The following is a 17554-nucleotide window of genomic DNA, read 5'->3' on the forward strand; positions in this document are numbered from 1 at the left end:
CTCCAAGGCCTTCTTTGCCTCTTCATTGTAGCGAAAATGCGCTTTTTTGAGAGAAATCCGGAATGAGATGACGAATCCAGGGAATGAACTGCCGCTAAATGCGCATGATCTGCCTGAACTCCTTCACCTTGCTGCGGCTGACCGGCACTTCAAAGTCCAGATCACTCAGCCGGAGCAGGTAGGTATTGTTGAACCAAGGGATAATTTCCTTGATCTTGGACAGGTTCACGATATACGAACGGTGACAGCGGAAGAAGCGGTCCTGCGGAAGCCGGCTGTGGAATTCGCTGATGCTGAGGGCCATGCTGTATTCCTCGCCTTTGGTGATTACACTTGTCGTCTTCTCCTGCGCAGAAGCATAGTAGATTTCATCGGCATCGACGACGATGATTTTCTCATTTTTCCACAGATTGACCTTGTCGCTGACCTTCACATGCTCCTCTTCCCCCTGACGGCCGCGCGCCGCAAAAGCTCCTTCAAGCTTGCCCAGCATCGCCTTGATCCGCGTCTCACTGTAGGGCTTCAGAATATAGTCAAAAGCTTCGATCTCGAAGGCCTCGGCGGCATGCTCCTTGTAGGCAGTGATGAACACAATATAGGGCTTGACCGAGAATCGGCTAATATTCTGGGCCAGCAGCACACCGTCAATGGAAGGGATGTTGATATCCAGAAAAATAACATCGACCTCCTCGGTCTGGAGATACTTCAGCGCATCCAGCCCGTCCTCGAACTCGGCGGCAATCCTTATGGAGCTGTGCGCTCCGATCAGAAAGGCAAGCTCCTGCCTTGCCAGCACTTCATCCTCAACAATTATCGCTCTCATCGCGGCTCCTTTATAACGTCAAAATAGATTTCCGTCCCCTGCTCCAGCCGGTGGATCGTCAGGCCCGTGCCGTAAATCAGTTTTACCCGCTGATGCACGTTGTACAGCCCGATTTTGTTATCCGGCATATTGCCGCTATAGACCTTCTCAATCGTCTCCTCACTGATCCCGATACCGGTATCCGTAATGCCGATCCGCACGGCGCTTCCTAAATCTTTTACCGAAATGGTCACCGTGCCTTGGCCCTTCACCTTCAGGATACCATGCACAATCGCATTCTCCACCAGCGGCTGAATGATCAGGCTGGGAATGCGCACCTCCACCTCGTCGATATCATACTCCACGGCCAGGCGGCTGCCGAAGCGCGCTTTTTCAATCTCCACATACTGCTGCACCTGCTGAAGCTCGCGCCGGATATCAATGAATTCGTCGGTCAGCTCCAGATTGTACCTCATATAGCCCGAAAGGTTGACGATCAGCTCCCGCGCCTTGTCCGGGTCGATGCGGATGGAGGAAATAATCGCGTTCAGCGCATTGAACAGAAAATGGGGGTTGATGCTCGTCTGCAGCGCCTTCAGCTCCGCCTTATTCGCCATCTCCTTGATGCCCTCTACCCTGGATACCTCCATCAGCGTAGAGATGATCTGCGACAATCCGACCGCCATCGCCTGCAGCGAATAGGTGATTTTGTGGGCCTTGGTGTAATAAATCTTGAGCGCGCCCGTGACCTCGCCCTTCTCCTTGAGGGGGATAATAATCAGAGACCGGATGGCCCGGTTCATATACTCTGTATCATCATCGCGGATTGTAATCTCGCCGCTTCGGATCGTCTGCTTCGTTTCCTCGCTGATAATCTCATTCGTTTCGGTATAATACTCTTCCCCCACGCCAACATAGGCACGGATATAGCGGGTATCGGTAATCGCCACCGCATCAGCCCCGATGTCCTCCTTGATAATCCCGCAAATGATCCGCAGTGACTCGGGATTGATGTTGCGGAAATAAGGCAGCGTCTTGTTGGCAATATCCAGCGCCAGCTTGGACTGCTTCGCGGCAATCCGTTCCTTCTCTCCCTCCACGCTCTGAATGAGCATGACAATGAGCCCCACACTGATCTGGCCGACAATCATCGGAAAAGCAATCTTCGAAACGATGTCCGCACCAAGCGACGCCGGATTCGCCATCACCAGAATCAGCACCATCGTCAAGGCTTCGCAGGCCATCCCGGCCAGGATTCCCGCAATCCAGCGGCGTTCCGCCGAAGTACGGCGGTAAATGACACCCGAGACAATCCCCGCAGTTATGCTCGTAATCAGGCAGGGCACCGATGTAACACCGCCGATATCAATCAGAAACCGGTGAACCCCGGAGATCAGGCCGGTAATCAGCCCTACCCACGGACCGAACAGAATCCCCCCGGACATGATCGCGATGATCCGCACATTCATTAGGGAGCCCTCAACATTAATTCCTGTGTAAGTGCCCAAGATCGCGAACAGGCTGAACACAACCGTCACCATCGCCAGCTCCTGGGGAGCATAAGCCTCTTTCACAAAAATCTCCTTAAACCGCGGCACCCGGGTCAGCACGAACAGGCACATCAGCAGCAGCGCCGCTCTTTCGAACAATTGCAGCAATATCGTCAGATTATGTAGCACAGCCACGCCTCCATAGGTCAATCTACCGGTCCATTATAAGACTTGCCGCTCTGGATTAGCAATTCGACCACCCCTAGTCTTATATAGAAAAAAGCCGCCTCACCGCAGATAAATCCGCATTTGAGGCAGCTCATCTTAAAATAACTTCAAGCTCAGGCTTCCGCCCGCTCCAGCATGCTGCGCGCAATCCATACCCCGGCAGCTCCCGCTTGGGCCAGACCGCGGGTGATGCCCGCTCCGTCGCCGCCGCAGTAGAGGCCGGAGATTTCTGTCTCCAGGTTCTCCGTAAGCTTCGGCCGGGCGGAGTAGAACTTCGCTTCCACTCCATAGAACAGGGTATGCTCAGAGGCAATACCCGGGGTGACCTTTTCCAGCGCCTCCACCATTTCAATCAGGCTTTTCATGGTGATATAAGGCAGCACCAGCCCAAGATCGCCAGGTACGGCTTCCTTCAGGGTCGGCTCCAGGAAACCTTCCTTAATCCGCTTGTCCGTGGAACGCCGTCCGCGCAAAATATCGCCGTATTTCTGTACAATGACACCGCCGCTGGACAAATCATTGGCCCGCTTGCAGATTTCCCGGGCATATTCATTCGGCTTGTCAAAAGGCTCCGTAAAGGTATGCGAGACCAGCAGCGCAAAGTTGGTATTCATCGAGCCAAGCGCAGGGTCCTTGTAAGAATGCCCGTTGGCCGCCATCACTCCGCTGTGATTCTCCACGACCACATGCCCGGATGGATTGCTGCAAAAGGTGCGGACACGTGTGCCTACGGATGTGTTGAAGACGAACTTGCCCTCGTACAGATGCTCGTTAATCTCCCGCATAACCACATCCGAAGTTTCCACTCTGACGCCCACATCGACCTGATTGTTGTACATTTTGAGCCGGCGCTTCTTCAGCACCTCAGTCAGCCAGGCCGAGCCGTCACGTCCCGGAGCGATCATTACTTTATCCGCCTCATAGCTTTCGCCGTTCTTCAGCGTAATTCCCGTAATACGGTGTGCACCATTCTCCTTGACCGTAACGATATCCTGTACCTCAGTCTTGAACAGCATATCAATGCGTGTCCGCAAATATTCATATATGGATTTTAGAATTTCCAGATTTTGTTCGGTTCCCAAGTGGCGTACCTGCGCCCGCAGCAGCTTAAGTCCGGCAGCGTACCCCCGTTGCTCAATGCTACGGATGCTCTCGGTTGTCGGGTCGGTAATTACCGGCGTAGCTCCATGCTCCAGATTGATGGCATCCACGTACTGGATCAGCTCCAGCACCTTCGATGGCGCCAGATAATCGGTCATCCAGCCGCCGAACTCGGTGGTGATGTTGAACTTGCCGTCACTGTAAGCTCCCGCTCCCCCGAACCCGGCCGTAATGGAGCAGGCAGGCAGACAGCCGGCGAATTCCTTGCGGCCTGAGGCCGGCGGGCAGAGCTTGATTTTCTCCTCCAGAATCGGGCAATTCCGGCGGTAAATATCATGACCCTTGTCCACAAGCAGCACCTTCAGCTCAGGCGCTTTGAGCGTCAATTCATAGCAGGCGAATATTCCGGCCGGACCTGCACCCACGACAATCACATCATATTTACTCATCTGTTCTCTGTTCCTCCCAAGTGTAGAGCTTCTTAAACGCAGGCACAAAAAATCCCGGCTTCGTATAGGTATGCAAAATGCACCCTATTCGTAGCCAGGAATTTACGGTCCCCTGTAGAAACCCCCAAACCTTATCTTTGGGGATATACGAACAGCTTATCAATGGATTATGAGCCACTTGAAATTCTACAGAATATATGCGAATGTGTCAAGAAGGTTGAGTGTTAATAATTCGTGTTTTGTGTAAAATTTATAGATCAAATCTAGAATCATCACAAAATCACGCTCGAAACACGAACATTATTCCATGGGAGCATTGTGGGAGGAAAAACGTATTTTTTGTCGAATATATAGAGATATTGCCACTGGAAAAGAGGAACATCCTATGCACATCCCACCGCCAACTCCTCGACAAATGTATTGGAACCGTGTGATCCTCAATGCTTTCTGGATGGTACTGCTTGTGTATCTGGCCAGCCAGTTATTTGTTTCCTTATCCATGTGGGGGCATCGCCCTGAGCTGTCGAGCGGACAATACTATATTTTCAATGTGCTGATTCCAGACTTTATTATATTGGCCTTAATTCTTGTTCTGGAGGCTATTAGCAAGTGGCGGCCTCTGCTGTCCGAGTTCTCTATTATTGTCGTAAGCCATTTGTTCGCAATTGTAATCATCATGAATCTCAGCTCAGAATTCCATGTGAAACCGCTTATTATGCTTCTTCCTTTATTAGTATCCATACTGTATCTGAGAAAAGGCTACTTAAAAGCCTCATCCATCATCTGCCTGCTGTATATCATCCTGTTGTTTCTGAATACATCAGCCTATGATTATACCCTGCGCATTCAGAATATTATTATCGCACTTGTCTTTACGGGAACCTCGCTGGCCGGGTTTGGAATCATCGCCCGGGGCCGCGAGCTTGTAGAGTCGCTGGAGAATTCGCTGAAATCAGAGCAGGAGCTGCGCATCCAGAATATCATCATGGACCGCCTGTCCAAGATCGACCCTTTGACCGATTTATATAACCATAAGACCTTTCACGAATACCTGGGCTGGCTGATTGAGCAGCAGCAGAGCACGCCTTTTCCCATGCAGCTCGCGGTGCTGGACATCGACAATTTCAAAAAAGTAAATGATCAGTATGGACACTGGGTAGGCGATATTGTACTCAAGCAGGTCGCAGCAATGGTGCTGAAGCATATCGGCTCGGATGACTTCGCTGCCCGTTATGGGGGAGAAGAGTTCGTGGTTATTCTGACTGCCAAAAGGCTGGAGGATTCCCGCGAGATCATGACACGGATTCTGAACGGCATTGCCGCCATGCGAATCAGTGAAATGGAAGATCAATCGGTGACGGTAAGCATCGGCATGCATGTTTATAAGAACGAGGATACCAAAAGCTCCACCTTTCAGCAGGCGGATGATGCTTTGTACGAAGCGAAAAAAACCGGAAAGAACAAGATCATCATTGTGTGAATAAGCTTTATCAGAAAAAAGCGGGTCCAGAGCGCTGAAGCTCCGGAGCCGCTTTTTGATTAGATACTTTTACTGCAGGTAGTCGGGTCCATGTTGTCTCTGAGGCTCCAGCAGCCCTAACACTCCGTGCTGCGGCACCGGACGGCTGATCAGATAGCCCTGCACCTTATCACAGCCCGATTCCTTGAGGAAAGCCCACTGGCTGGCATCCTCCACCCCTTCAGCTACAACATCCAGCCCCATTTTTTGACCCAGAATAATGATGGTCTGGACGAAGGATTGGCTGTAGGCCTTATCCGCCAGGGAGTCGATGAAGATTTTATCCATTTTGATTGTGGAGATCGGCAACTGCTGTAAATAGCTCAAGGAGGAATAACCTGTCCCGAAATCATCCAGAGCCACGCCGATTCCGCGCGTCTTCAGAAATTCAAGCTTGCTGACCGTGCTTTCAAAAGACTCCATAAAGATCGACTCTGTGATTTCAAGCTCAAGGCAGTCCGCCGCAAGGCCGCTCTCCTTCAGACTATCCAGCACGATGTCCACAAAGTCGTCCTGCAGGAGCTGAATGATCGAAATATTGACCGAGATTTTGTACGGAATTCCGGTGCGGTCATTTATGCTTTTCATGAAGCTGCAGGCCTCTCTGAGCACCCATTCCCCAATGTAGATAATCAGCCTGGAATCTTCGGCAATCTTAATAAAGGAGAGTGGCGACACAAAGCCCAGCACCGGACTATTCCAGCGGATCAGCGCTTCAAAGCCGGAGATCAGCCCGGTCTGAATATCCACCTGAGGCTGGTAATGCAGCTCGAACTCGTTGTTATTCATCGCACTGCGCAGATGTTTCTCAATGTTCATCCGTTCATTAAACACGGTATGCATGGATTTGTCATAGACCACATAAGTGCTTTTGCCTTCCTCTTTGGCTCTGTACATTGCCACATCGGCATTCTTCAGAATCTCTTCCGTAGTTCCGCCGTCTTGCGGATAGAAGGAGATCCCGATACTTACAGAAACGTACAGATTGCTCTCTCCGATCAGGAAGGACTTGCGGAAGGCGCGCAGAATATCCTCCGCCAAACCGAGCACGGCAGCACGGTCCTCCGCGTCCTTGATAAACACTACAAATTCATCTCCGCCAAGCCGGGACAGCATGTCGCCCTCACGCACAACCGACTGCAGCCGCTCGCTGGCCTGACGGATCAGAATATCTCCCGATTTATGGCCTAACGTATCATTGATGTATTTAAAATTATCCGTATCCACGAACAGCAGTGCTGCCTTGCCTCCGGGCCGGCGGAAATAGCTCTCCATCGTCTCCAGCAGCCAGATGCGGTTAGGCAGATTGCTGAGCGAATCCATATAAGCCAGGCGGTGCATATTTTTCTGATTCTCCAGCAGCAGATCATATTGGCCTACAAGCTCCTCCTGGGTGGCTGTAAGCTGCTCATAGGTGGCTTCCAGCTCCTGATAGCTGTTGTTCAGCTTGAACTCTGTCTGCTTGCGTTTGCTGATATCAATCAGGGAGCCCAGGAACAGCACAATCTTGTCTTTGGGATCAACAATCGCCTTGCCGCGTGCTTCGAACCAGATATAGTTGTTGTCCTTGGTCCGCATACGGTACTCAATTTCATAAATAGAGGATAAGCCGCTTAGATGCTCTTGCCGGGCCTTGTACGCAGCCTCCTGATCATCCGGATGGATGATGCTCAGAGCGCCGCCCTCGAACGAGTTGATTTCCTCCTCCGTGTAGCCCATAACCTCATACCAGCGTTCCGACAGCTTGTAGACGCCGCTCTCCCAGTCCAGCTCCCACATATAAGCGCCGGAGCCTTCAGAGGCCAGGCGGAAGCGGCGTTCACTGACTCCAAGCTTGTCGAACTGATCCTGCAGCTCCACCTCTGTCGCCGCCAGCTCTTCATAAGCGGATTCCAGTTCCTCATAGCTGAGCTGCAGCTTAACTTCGTTCTGTTTGCATTCGTTGATATCAAGTCCCACCAGCACAAAAATATCCTCTGCCTGCTGATCCATTCCCCGAATAAGAGTGGTCCGGATCGAGAAATACCGCGCCTCGGGCGAATGGCCCGGGAGCTTCAATTCCACATTGCTGACGTAATCCTTGTAAACCGCTCTGATGAGAAGCTCTTTAAGCATTGAGGCATCGCCTTCAAGGTCCGGGATGTCATCCAGGCTCATCCCCAGCACCTGCTTCTCTGCGAGTCCGGTAATCGCTGCGGCATAACGGTTGAAGCGCACAACTCTTTTATCCGCCTGGACTGCCCAGACAATCATGCCGGTATGCTCAATGACGTCCTCAAAGAACTCCTGTTCAGAATGAATGGTCCGCCGGAGATGCCTGATATAGATCCTGACCACAACTAAGCCAAATACCAGCAGACATACACCGATAGCGATTCCCGAAATAATTCTGTTCTGGATCATGGATCTGTAAGAATCGGAATGAGCGAAAAAATATTGCTGATACAGCTCTTCAAAAGCTCCCGAGCGCTGCAGCTGCTCAATCCGGGCGTTAATATAGGAAACCAGCTCAGGCTTCGACTTGCTGATGCCATAAGCCACATCCTGGGGGTATAAATCACTCATTTTATGAATAATATTGCCTGTTAGGCCCTGCTCAACGATTAGATAGTCGACAACTCCCTGATTCTCAAACAACAGGTCAATTTCGCCTTTTTGCAGAGCCTCCAGCGCATCCGGTACTGTTGCATATTCTATGTATTGTGAGACTCCCGCTTCGCTGCGCAGCACAGCCTCAGAGTACTGCCCCTTGCCTACGCCGATTTTGTAATGTTTCAGGGTGCTTAGCTTTACTTCTTCCTGAAGCGCCTGCCGCGCATACACGGAGATATAGCTTTTGAGTACAGGGCGGGAGAACAAAGCCTCCTTTTTCCGTTCCTCGGTTACAGCCATAAGTCCCGTTGTATCAATCTCGCCCGCGGTCAGCCGCTTGTATGTATCTTCCCATTCTCCGGTGCTGTAATGAATCAGATAGTCCTGCTTCTCAAAAATCATACTCGTCAGGTCAATATCAAAACCGGTGAGATACCCGTTCTGAATATACTTATAAGGCGGATAATCCAGTTCTGCCTGGTACCTTATATCCTGTCTTTCGGCATGAGCGGCAGCAGGGGATGCAAGCATGAGCATAATGCTAATCAGAAGCAAGAATTTACACCGCTTCATCGCAATTCTCCTTTTTCCGAAAATCGGCTAACAGCTTTTATACCAAAATCTCTATTCGACAAAAAATGGTATGTTTCCTGCTAATCCCCCTGAAGCCGAGATAAAATGTGTGCAAATCCTCTAAATTTTTTTCTATTTTCATATTGCTTTTCAGATGCAAAATGTGGATAATAGCAATAACAGTTGATAATGATTATCATTATTGAGTAGCTTGATTTACTCATTTCACTATATTGTTAAAGGAGACTGAACACCTATGAGCGCAGCCACTACCCGGACAGCACTGACGGTTGACGATTACCTGGATCTGCTTAATCTTGCTGTTAAAGTTGGAGATCTGAAATGGCAAAAGGAGATCAAATCCAGATTGCAATATATACTCTGTCTGCAAGCGAGATAACAGTCCTGCAGCTGTGCCGCACTCCCGGATTACGGGAAGGCGGCTTTTTTTTGTTATTCAGATGTATTGCAAGCACCAAGGAGCCGTAAGATGCTCACGGATATAGTATAATGATTAGCATAATATGCCGAACCAAAGTTCACCTATAGATCGGAGCGTGCCAGCTTGAAAAAATGCTTTGTTTTGTTTCTGATGCTCAGCCTTCTATGGCTCCCGAATGTGTATGCTGCGGAAATTCCCGCACAGCAAGGGATAGTCACCGACGAAGCCGGACTGCTCTCGCAGCAGGAAGCGGCGGACATCACGCAGATCGCCGCAGGGGACCGTTATACAGTCCATGTGTTAACCGTGGATTCGCTGAACGGGGCCGAAGCCTCGGCTTATGCAACCAGCGTATACGATTCCTGGGGGCTGTCTATGCGGGATATTCTTCTGCTGATTTCTGCCGGGGATCAGCAGATTGAGCTGAATTTTAATAACCCGGGGCTGCAGGGATACATAAATTCCTGGTCGCAGAGCCAGGGCGGGGCCACAGGAAGCCCGGCAATCACGGGATTGCTGGATACTTATTTTATCCCCTATGCCAAGACCGGCGATTTCGCCGGGGGCATCACCTCCATGATTAAGGAGGTACACTCCCTTGGCAGCACCGGGAGCGGCGCTGGAAGCGGAACAGCTTCTGGCAGCGGTGGTGCCGGCAGCCAAGACGGTGGAGTCTCGGGCAGCGCAGGTAGATCAGGGGGCTCAGTCAGCGGCACCGCCGGCAGCCATGAAGTCTCCCGTTCAGGGCCGGCGCTGCTGACGATTGTTGCTATCGGGGCCGGAATCGTACTGCTCCTCCTCATCCTGTTCGTGCTGATCACCGGTCTGCGCCGCCGGGGGCAGCTAGGCAGACAGCAGGAGCAATTGGCTGAACTGCTGGTGCGGGCCAATCACGCCTTGGAAGCACTGCAGCCATTCCAGGGCATCGTTCAAGGCAAAACCGGAGAGATGGTCGAAGGCATCTCGGAACGGCTGTCGGCAATGCTTGTGGAAATCTCCGCATTGCAGAGCTCCGGCCAAGGCTCCCAGCCGCCATTCTACCGGCTGGCGGCACTTAAAGCGGCCCTCACACAGCTACAGCAGAGCGAAGCCGCCTTCCGCTCAGGCCTGGAGACAGAGGAACAGAGCATCGCCAGGATCAGCGATGCCGACCGCAACGTTAAGCAGCGGATTACAGAGCTCAAGAAGGATGCCCCTGAGCTGGATGTTCAGTTGCAAAGCGCAGTTAAGGAAACCGGGTACGAGCTAAAGGAAATTGCCGAGGATCTGAAGGAATTGGCTGAGGAAACAGCCAAAGCGGACGAATTGGAGCTATTTGACCCGATTGCCGCGCAGGAGATGATGGAAGAGGCGCAGGAACGGCAGGATCAGATTGAGCAGGATTTGCGCGATGTCGATGCCTACGACGACAAATTGAATGAATTTCCAGGGGTGCTGGCAGCGGCGCGCAGCAAAATCGCCGCACTGATTGAACAGAACTCCCTGCACAATATGAAAGTGAAGCCTTATGACAGTCTGGACCAGGCTTCCGCAGCCGCGCAGACACTTGAAGCCCCGCTGCGCAGCGGCGACATGGATGAGGTGCGCAAAATCGGCGCCCAGATGGACGCTCATCTGGACGAAGCTGTCGCCATGACTGAGCGCCAAGCGCTAATCCGCCAGAACAACCGCAGGGATCTGGAGACGGTCCGCAGCCGCTGGAGCGAGCTGACACAGCAGCGCAATGAGCTGCAGAGCCGGATCGCCGAAGCCCGCAGCCGGTTCTCGGAGTTTCATCTAAGCAGTCTTGAGGACGTGCTAGAGGAAGCGGGAACTGAGCTGCGGCAAGGTGCCGGTGAAGTGCCGCAGATTGAAACGTGGACCAGTGATGCGCGCGGAGAATACGACAACGCCCGCAACGGTCTCGACCGGCTGCTCAAGCTGCAGGACGAGAGCGTACAGAAATTCAGCAATGTCCGCGAGAGTCTTGGCACGCTGAACAAGCGTCTGTCGGACGTCACCCGGCTCCTGTCCGAAGGGCAGGAACGGGCGGACACGGCAGCGCGGCGGCTGCAGAGCAAGGGAATCGCCTCAAGGAGCCGCTTCCAGCTCTCATCGCTGCCCGAATATACTGAACTGGAGCAGCGGCTGTCTGACCGGCCTTACAACCTGGATGAGCTGGAGGCGGTTGGCCGCGCTTATGATGCAGGGATTTCTTCCTTCGTAGAGGAAGCGAACCGGCTTGTACGCCAGAAGGAGGAAGAGGAGCGCCAAGCGCAGCTCGCAATGCTGCAGGAACAGCAGCGCAGAGAGCAGGAGCGCAATCGCATGAACTCCTCGAACGCATTCGGCGGCGGCAACTCCTCCAGCGGATCCTCCTGGAGCGGCGGGGGACAATCGTCCGGCGGCTCTTCATGGGGCGGCGGAGGCAACTCAGGCGGAAATTCCTCCGGCGGCTCCAAATGGTAGATGCAAGGCGGACCAAAGCAAGACCGTTCGCGCCTCAACAACGGTATTTCTGCCGTTGTTGAGGCTAATTCCGGCCGCGACGCACCCAATAACGGCATTTCTGCCGTTGTTTCTGAACTTATCGGCCGTCTACTCCTTAACAACGGCATTTTTACCGTTGTTGAAGCCATTTCCGGCCGCGACGCACCTAACAACGGCATTTCTGCCGTTATTTCTGAACAGATCGGCCGTTCGCGCCTCAACAACGGCATTTCCTCCTGCCGTTGTTAAAGCCAATTCCGGCCTCGGCGCACCTAATAACGGCATTTCTGCCGTTGTTTTTTTGTACCTTAGACTCCCTGCGAAGGACTTGCATAGCCCTTCAACTAAGGGCTATGCAAGTCCTTCAACTAAGGGCTAACCAACATGCACCTCATTTCATTATTACTGCATCGCCTCAATAAAATGTTGAAATGCCGGGGATAGCCGTAGTCCCTTACGGTAGACCAGTTGTATATAGAATTTCTCCTGTTCCCCAGTTAGTGGGGCTGCGGTCAAAACACCTGTCCGCAGTTCTTCCTCAATCGCGTAACGCGGCAGAAAGGCTATTCCCCATTGATGCCGTACCGCCTGCTTGATACCCTCAAGATTTCCGAATTCCATGTCTATGCGCGGGGTAATTCCCGACTCTCTCAGCACATGCAGCAGTTGCTTCCGGTAGGTGCAGGACTCCTCCGTCAGCACAAGCGGCTCGCCCCCCAGTAGAGCAGGGGCTACCTCTTCTACTGCGGCCAAAGGATGTTGCGGATGAGTGACCACATACAATGGCTCCTGCCGCAGCGGCAGCGAGACCAGCTCCTCTGAGACATGCGGCACATCAAAGATCAGCCCGAAATCAGCCGACTTGTCTTTGACCGCCGCAATAATCCCTTCCTCTGAGCCGGGCTGGACCCGAAGCTGCACCTCGGGATATTGCGCTCTATACTGGTGCAGACGGTGAGGCAGGTAGTAGGCCGCAAGGGTCTCAATTGCGCTGATGTTCACTACGCCTCTGTCCCCTCCGGCGATGATCGCCTTCGCCTCTTCGCTGAGCGCCAGCATCTGCCGGGCGTACGGCAGCAGATTGTTCCCGGCAAAGGTCGGGATCATTCCTCTGCCGGAACGTTCCAGCAGAATAGCCCCATACATCTCCTCAAGCTTGGCAATCTGCGTGGTTACGCTAGACTGGGCATATCCCAGTTGCTCCGCTGCTCTCGTATAGCTCCCGCTGGACACCACTTCACAAAAGGTCCGCAAATAGGTTAATTCCATCTCAGCTTCTCCTGAATTATCGAAAATTTTGATATTTATCATTGATTACTATAGATAACTACAATTTTAAATTCATTATACAATATAGCCAGCCCAATATCCGAGAGGAGGAAGAGATATGAACTATAAGCCAAAATCACAGGTGCTTGCGGCCCCAGCGGCGTCTCCCGCAGCAGCCCTGACCTATTTCTCAGCCAAAGGAGCCTGCGAAACCGATGTTGCCGATGTGGCGTTTGATCAGCGTGAGGGAATAACCGGCTTTACGCTGGTTGATGTCCGCGATACCACCTCCTACGAGGAGGCGCATTTGCCGGGAGCCGTCTCCCTGCCTTCCGGACGGATAAGCAGCACCACCCCGCAGTTCCCCGCCGATGAGGTGCTGGTGCTCTACTGCTGGGGCCCTGCCTGCAATGGAGCAAGTAAAGCGGCAGCCCGCCTGGCAGCGCAGGGCTATCAGGTGAAGGAGATGCTGGGCGGCATCGAATACTGGCGCAAGGAAGGCGGTTCCCTGGAAGGCACGCTCCGCGAGAAAGCGCCGCTGTACTGGAAGATGCCGCCTATGTAAGCTCCCGCGTTAGCTGTCAGCCGCCACATCTCTGAGATGGCAGGACAACATGTCGTCCGCCCCAACAGGTTTTCACCGCCCTTAACAAAGGACGGCATCCGTCGCAGCGAAATCAGAACCACCCGTATAACGGGTGGTTCTATTTTTTTCTCTTTTCATTCATCTTTTCAGAAATATCCAGAAATGACCAGAAAATCAAAGAAAATGATAGAACGACTTCATTATGTTAGTGTAAAGGGCCATACACATATTAATATGTAAATTTATGTATTTATTTGAACATTGAGTAAAATATACATTAGACTTAGGATAAACATGTAAATTAATTCCAAATAAATAAAGGCGGAGGAAGGCGATCAAACTGTAAGGGCCACTCTCTTATACACCGAGATATATACCCGCATGTAAGTAAGGTTTCATAAACAAAGTGAAAGGAATGTGAGGTTTTGTGAAAAAAGTTGCATTAGTAAGCCCATTAAGAACAGCTGTGGGTTCATTTAACAACGGACTTTCATCATTAAGCGCTACTGAATTGGGAGCAAACGTGATGACAGCCTGCCTTCAGCAAAGTCAATTAGAGCCTGCATCGATTGATCAAATTTATTTGGGAAATGTCCTTCAGGCGGGTACTGGCCAAAATCCCGCCAGACAGGCGGCACTCAAAGCAGGCATCCCTATTGATGTACCCGCCTCAACAATTAACACGGTTTGCGGTTCAGGGCTTCATGCCGTCGCTTTAGCTTACAACTCTATCTTGGCAGAGCAAGGCAGCGTCCTCTTGGCTGGAGGTATGGAGAGCATGTCGAACGCCCCTTATGTGCTAAAGAATGCACGAAATGGCTACAAGCTTGGTAACAGTGAATTGATTGACACCGTGGTAGCCGATGGCCTTACATGTCCTATCAATAAATATCATATGGGAATTACCGCAGAAAACATTGCCAGAAAATATAACATTTCCAGACTTGAGCAGGATGAATTTGCCTATGGAAGCCAGATCAAGGCTATAGAGGCAAAAAACAAGCAGGTTTTTGCAGAGCAGATTGTTCCCGTTATGACCAAAACCAAAAAAGAAAATATTTGGTTCTCGGAGGACGAGCATATAAGAGGAGATGTAAGTAAAGAAAAACTTTCTAATCTAAAACCTGCATTTAAGGAAAACGGATCGGTTACTGCCGGAAATGCCTCGGGGATCAATGATGGAGCGGCGGCTGTACTGGTTATGTCGGAAGACAAATGCAAGGAACATGCGGTGCAGCCGTTGGCTTATATCAAGGGGTATTCACTTGTTGGCGTTGACCCTGCATATATGGGCATGGGTCCGGTGAGAGCCATTTCGTCACTTCTTAAGGACCAGGGAATCCCACTGGATGCCATTGATCTGTTTGAGATTAATGAAGCCTTCGCTGCACAAGCATTAGCGGTATTGAAAGAGCTCGGAATCAACTCGGAGAAGGTGAATGTCAATGGCGGCGCAATCGCGATTGGACATCCTGTCGGTGCAAGTGGAGCCAGGGTATTGGTTACGCTCGTGCATGAAATGGTACGAACCTCTTCGCGCTATGGCATAGCCTCGTTATGTATCGGAACAGGGATGGGAATCGCGATGCTGGTTGAGAATGCACTCATCTAACACTCATCAACAGAAAGGGAGATCAAGATTGATATGAATCCACAAGAGGTTCTTTCACTGCAATCCATGCCTGCGGCCAGCGCCAGTTACGGGCGTCCCCCCTACAGTTTCATCGACCGGGAATTTTTTATAGTTACTTATGAATCCGACCCCGCTGCGATCAGACAGGCGGTCCCGGAACCTCTTCAGCCGGATGGGAGCAATACCGTCTCATATGAATGGATCAAGATGCCTGATTCATCCGGTTTAGGAAGTTATGAGGAGAGCGGTATTGTTATCCCATGTACCTTTCAAGGAGAACCCTGCAATTTTGTTGCCCAAATGTATTTGGATAACGCGCCTGCAATTCTTGGAGGACGTGAAATTTGGGGGTTCCCCAAAAAATGGGCAAATCCCCGCCTGAGTGTTGAAGCCACAGAGACACTGACCGGTACATTGCATTATAACCATGTCCTGGTGGCCATGGGAACCATGCCTTTCAAACATAACATTCTCGATGAAGAGGATACGGCTAGAGCCATCGCAAAAACACAAGTGAATTTAAAATTAATTCCCGATGTTGACGGTACCCCTAAAATTGCACAGTTAGTTGCGTATACTCTCGAAAATATTAACGTAAAAGGCGCTTGGTCAGGACCAGCCCGGTTAAGCCTGATCCCCCATGTCAATGCTCCTGTGGCAGATTTGCCAGTTAAGGCGTATATCGGCGGCAAACATTTTATTGCCGATTTAACGCTGCCATATGCAAAAGTCATTCATGACTATCTCCAGTAAACTTTGCTTTCTCAAAAAAATGTATAAGGAGTCAGAAACCATGAATAGCAAATTAATCTCCGCAGAAGACGCCGTTAAGAAGGTCAAAGACGGAGACACGGTGATGGTCGGCGGTTTTCTGGCCGGAGGCCACCCGGAACAATTGGTGCGTGCGCTTGTCGAGACCCATTCCGCTGATAATCTCTCCATTATTTCCAATGATACTGGCACCACGGAATTATCTATATATAAGCTTGTAAAAAGTGGCAGAGTCAAGCGGATTTATGCATCCTATATCGGTTCCAATCCTGAAACAGGAAGACTCCTTATGGCCAAAGAAGCTGAGGTGAGCCTCTTCCCGCAAGGCACCTTAGCAGAAAAAATACGTGCAGGAGGAGCAGGCTTGGGCGGTGTTTTAACACCTGTAGGTGTAGGGACCATTGTAGAGGAAAGCAAAAGGAAAATAGATATTGACGGAAGGGAATATCTGCTCGAACTGCCTCTTAAAGCAGACGTGGCGCTAATCAGGGCACATAAGGCAGATGAAGCAGGGAATCTTGTGATCAACGGCTCCTCACGCAACTTCAATTTCGTTATGGCTATGGCGGCAGATTATGTAGTCGCCGAGACAGATGAATATGTAAAGCTCGGGGAGATTGATCCCAATCATGTCAACGTACCCGGAATATTTATTGATGCCATTGTAAAGGTAGGGGATACGCATGAATAACCGAGAATTCATTGTGAGAAGAATCGCTCAGGAATTCAAAGACGGGGATGTGGTCAACCTGGGTGTTGGCATGCCCACCATGGCGGTAGACTATATTCCTGATAATGTTCATATTATGCTGCAGGCTGAGAACGGAATCCTTGGTGTTGGCCCCAAAGCCACAAAGGAACAAGAAAATATAGATTGTATCGATTCTGGCGGAAGTTACGTTACAACCATGACAGGAGCTTGCTATTTTGACAGTGCCCTTTCATTCTCTATCATCCGTGGAGGGCATGTGGACATTACAGTTTTGGGTGCCCTGGAGGTTGATGAGCACGGCAACCTTGCAAGCTGGATGATTCCAGGAAAAAAAGTGCCGGGCATGGGGGGAGCTATGGATTTGGTGGTCGGGGCCAAGCGTGTCATTATAGCCATGGAACATGTGAATAAAGATGGGGAACCGAAAATATTAAAAAATTGCAAGCTGCCTCTGACTGCTGTAAATGTTGTGAAAACCATTGTAACCGAAATGGCTGTCATCAATGTGATTCCAGGCAGAGGGTTGATGCTGAATGAAATTGCGCCGGGTCTGTCGGTGGAAGACGTTCAAAAGGCAACCGGAGCCGAGCTACTGATCTCGCCTAACTTGAAGGCCATTGCCGTCTAAGCCAAACACAACAGTAGTATGGAACCTCCGCTGGTATCAGCAATTCTCATTGTGTAGCCTCTCCTGCCTATACTTTGGCGTAAGGAAGGCGGAGCGCTGGAAGGCACGCCTCGCGGGAAGCTCCGCTGTACTGGAAGATGCCGCAGGCCTAATACTTCGCAAGCTGGCGCCTCCGGCACGGCTGATTCCTCTCTCACAGCAAGCAAGCCCGTCTCCACGAGCAGTGGAGGCGGACTTGCTTGTTCTTTTAACCGGGGATGGACCAGAGCTGATCCCGCTCCCCTGGTACC

The 17554-nt window shown here is 51.2% G+C and carries 14 protein-coding genes and 1 riboswitch; of the genes, 9 read left to right on the forward strand and 5 right to left on the reverse strand.

The genetic code is table 11. The features are described from left to right. Window positions 1-94: 94 nt before the first annotated feature. The 3 genes from AC0LWN_RS21680 to AC0LWN_RS21690 all read right to left on the reverse strand — a co-directional run bounded on the left by AC0LWN_RS21680 (window position 95) and on the right by AC0LWN_RS21690 (window position 4070). Complete coding sequence (locus tag AC0LWN_RS21680) at window positions 95-823, reverse strand: LytR/AlgR family response regulator transcription factor (protein ID WP_458965569.1); 729 nt, start codon at window positions 821-823, stop codon at window positions 95-97. Continuing rightward, window positions 820-2424 carry a LytS/YhcK type 5TM receptor domain-containing protein gene (locus AC0LWN_RS21685; RefSeq protein WP_474669236.1) on the reverse strand — a complete coding sequence of 535 codons (1605 nt, stop codon included), beginning with the start codon at window positions 2422-2424 and terminating at the stop codon, window positions 820-822. The genes AC0LWN_RS21680 and AC0LWN_RS21685 overlap by 4 nt, the downstream gene beginning before the upstream one ends. Window positions 2425-2633: 209 nt before the next feature. Continuing rightward, complete coding sequence (locus AC0LWN_RS21690; RefSeq protein WP_474668975.1) at window positions 2634-4070, reverse strand: NAD(P)/FAD-dependent oxidoreductase; 1437 nt, start codon at window positions 4068-4070, stop codon at window positions 2634-2636. Between the two features lie 71 nt (window positions 4071-4141). After that, window positions 4142-4241, reverse strand: a riboswitch (purine riboswitch). A gap of 214 nt (window positions 4242-4455) precedes the next feature. On the opposite strand from AC0LWN_RS21690, the gene AC0LWN_RS21695 reads away from it, so the two are divergent. Further along, entirely contained in the window at window positions 4456-5550 is a 1095-nt protein-coding gene (locus AC0LWN_RS21695) for a GGDEF domain-containing protein (protein WP_474668977.1), read from the forward strand. A 69-nt stretch (window positions 5551-5619) separates the two neighbouring features. Here AC0LWN_RS21695 and AC0LWN_RS21700 read toward each other — a convergent pair whose 3' ends face one another. Beyond that, window positions 5620-8754, reverse strand: coding sequence for an EAL domain-containing protein (locus AC0LWN_RS21700; protein ID WP_474668979.1), 3135 nt, complete (start codon window positions 8752-8754; stop codon window positions 5620-5622). A 256-nt stretch (window positions 8755-9010) separates the two neighbouring features. Between AC0LWN_RS21700 and AC0LWN_RS21705 the strand changes: the two genes are divergently transcribed. The 3 genes from AC0LWN_RS21705 to AC0LWN_RS21715 all read left to right on the forward strand — a co-directional run bounded on the left by AC0LWN_RS21705 (window position 9011) and on the right by AC0LWN_RS21715 (window position 11914). Then, window positions 9011-9154, forward strand: a complete 144-nt coding sequence (locus tag AC0LWN_RS21705; RefSeq protein ID WP_458965565.1) for a hypothetical protein — start codon at window positions 9011-9013, stop codon at window positions 9152-9154. 165 nt (window positions 9155-9319) lie between these two features. Then, window positions 9320-11644, forward strand: coding sequence for a TPM domain-containing protein (locus AC0LWN_RS21710; protein WP_474668981.1), 2325 nt, complete (start codon window positions 9320-9322; stop codon window positions 11642-11644). Next, entirely contained in the window at window positions 11645-11914 is a 270-nt protein-coding gene (locus AC0LWN_RS21715; RefSeq protein ID WP_474668983.1) for a hypothetical protein, read from the forward strand. 153 nt (window positions 11915-12067) lie between these two features. Here AC0LWN_RS21715 and AC0LWN_RS21720 read toward each other — a convergent pair whose 3' ends face one another. After that, entirely contained in the window at window positions 12068-12934 is an 867-nt protein-coding gene (locus tag AC0LWN_RS21720; protein WP_474668985.1) for a LysR family transcriptional regulator, read from the reverse strand. 118 nt (window positions 12935-13052) lie between these two features. Between AC0LWN_RS21720 and AC0LWN_RS21725 the strand changes: the two genes are divergently transcribed. The 5 genes from AC0LWN_RS21725 (at window position 13053) to AC0LWN_RS21745 (ending at window position 17264) form a co-directional block, all read left to right on the forward strand. After that, window positions 13053-13499 (forward strand): rhodanese-like domain-containing protein, encoded by a 447-nt coding sequence (locus AC0LWN_RS21725; RefSeq protein ID WP_474668987.1) that lies wholly within the window; start codon window positions 13053-13055, stop codon window positions 13497-13499. 448 nt (window positions 13500-13947) lie between these two features. Beyond that, window positions 13948-15132, forward strand: a complete 1185-nt coding sequence (locus tag AC0LWN_RS21730; RefSeq protein WP_474668989.1) for an acetyl-CoA C-acetyltransferase — start codon at window positions 13948-13950, stop codon at window positions 15130-15132. A 33-nt stretch (window positions 15133-15165) separates the two neighbouring features. After that, window positions 15166-15906, forward strand: a complete 741-nt coding sequence (locus AC0LWN_RS21735; RefSeq protein ID WP_474668991.1) for an acetoacetate decarboxylase — start codon at window positions 15166-15168, stop codon at window positions 15904-15906. A 40-nt stretch (window positions 15907-15946) separates the two neighbouring features. After that, entirely contained in the window at window positions 15947-16615 is a 669-nt protein-coding gene (locus AC0LWN_RS21740; RefSeq protein ID WP_474668993.1) for a CoA transferase subunit A, read from the forward strand. After that, entirely contained in the window at window positions 16608-17264 is a 657-nt protein-coding gene (locus AC0LWN_RS21745) for a 3-oxoacid CoA-transferase subunit B (RefSeq protein WP_474668995.1), read from the forward strand. Before AC0LWN_RS21740 ends, AC0LWN_RS21745 begins: the two co-directional genes overlap by 8 nt. The last annotated feature ends 290 nt before the right edge of the window (window positions 17265-17554 follow it).

The sequence above is a fragment of the Paenibacillus sp. sgz302115 genome (genome assembly GCF_056120445.1).